The 1,428-nt window shown below is 62.8% G+C and carries 2 protein-coding genes; both read right to left on the bottom strand.

Annotated elements, in window-relative coordinates; translation table 11 throughout:
* A partial coding sequence (locus tag AC1D2K_RS34640; RefSeq protein ID WP_478094957.1) for a branched-chain amino acid ABC transporter substrate-binding protein occupies positions 1-932 on the bottom strand: 932 nt, incomplete at its 3' end.
* A gap of 165 nt (positions 933-1,097) precedes the next feature.
* Positions 1,098-1,428: AMP-binding enzyme (locus AC1D2K_RS34635; protein WP_478094956.1), on the bottom strand; the 331-nt coding region annotated here is incomplete at its 5' end.

Below are 1,428 nucleotides of genomic sequence, written 5' to 3'. Positions count from 1 at the left end.
GTGTAGAGGTCTTCCTTGAACTTCTTGTTGAACTCCTTGCTCAACCGCTCGATCTCGCCGCCCATGTTGTAGTGGCCGTAGCCGACCATGTAGACCTTGCCCGCCGAGGCCGCGCCCATGGCGGTCGGCGTGCCGCTGACCGTGCCGTAGTAGGTATAGAACTTGACGTTGTTGAGGCCGGCATCGTTGGCCGCCTTGATCAGCAGCGCGAGGTCGGAGCCCCAGTTGCCGGTGATCACGGTGTCGGCGCCCGAGGCCTTGATCTTGGCGATGTAGGGCGAGAAGTCGCGCACCTGCGCCAGCGGGTGCAGGTCTTCGCCGACGATCTGCACGTCGGGCCGCTTGCGCGCCAGGTTTTCCTTGGCGTACTTGGCCACCTGCACGCCATGCGAGTAGTTCTGGTTGAGCAGGTAGACCTTCTTGACGTCCGCCTGATCCTTCATGTAGGTGGTCAGCGCTTCCATCTTCATGGAGGTGTCGGCGTCAAGCCGGAAGTGCCAGTAGCTGCACTTGCTGTTGGTCAGGTCGGGATCGACCGCCGCGTAGTTCAGGTAGAGCACTTCCTTGCCCGGGTTGCGGGCGTTGTTCTTCTCGAGCGCGTCGATGATGGCGAGCGCCGGGCCGGAGCCGTTGCCCTGCACCACGTAGCGTGCGCCCTGGTCCATGGCCGAGCGCAGGGCGCTGGTGGTTTCCTGCGGGCTCAGCTTGTTGTCGATGCCGATGATCTCGAACTTGACCCCGGCCGCGTTCTTCTTGTTGAACTCCTCGGTCAGGAACTGGAAGGTCTTGAGCTGGTTCGTGCCGACGGCGGCCATCAGGCCCGACAGCGGGTCGAGCCACGCGATCTTGACGGTCTCTCCCTTCTGGGCAAAGGCGCCGGTGGCAGTGGCCGCGAGGATGGCGGCGGTGGCGATTTTCAGAGCGAATTTCAATCTGTGTCTCCTAGGTCAAGCGGTCAAGGCGGGACGAGATTACAAGTCTTTGGGGACCTGCCCGTCAGGGAATGCCCGTAAGGAAGACGCTGCCGGGGCGGTTTTTATCACCCATGCGACAGCGCGCCTTCGGATGTTGCTACTCAGCGGTAGGATCTTCTCGTTTCAGACCCCCGGCAGCTTGTAGTCGCGCAGTTGTTCGCGCAATCGGGTCTTGAGGATCTTGCCGGTGGCGCCGATCGGAATCGCTTCCACGAACACCACGTCGTCCGGGATCTGCCACTTGGCCGTCTTGCCCTGGTAGAAGGCGAGCAGCTCGTCGCGCGTGACCTCGGCGCCGGGTTTCTTCACCACCGCCACGATCGGGCGCTCGTCCCACTTGGGATGGGCGACGCCGATGCAGGCCGCCATCGCGATCGCCGGATGCGCGACCGCGATGTTCTCGATGTCGATCGAGCTGATCCATTCGCCGCCCGACTTGATCACGTCCTTGCTG

The organism is Variovorax sp. P1_H12_2 (genome assembly GCF_056405335.1).
The sequence above is the reverse complement of the archived record's forward strand: the minus strand, read 5'-3'. Positions and strand labels throughout refer to the sequence as shown.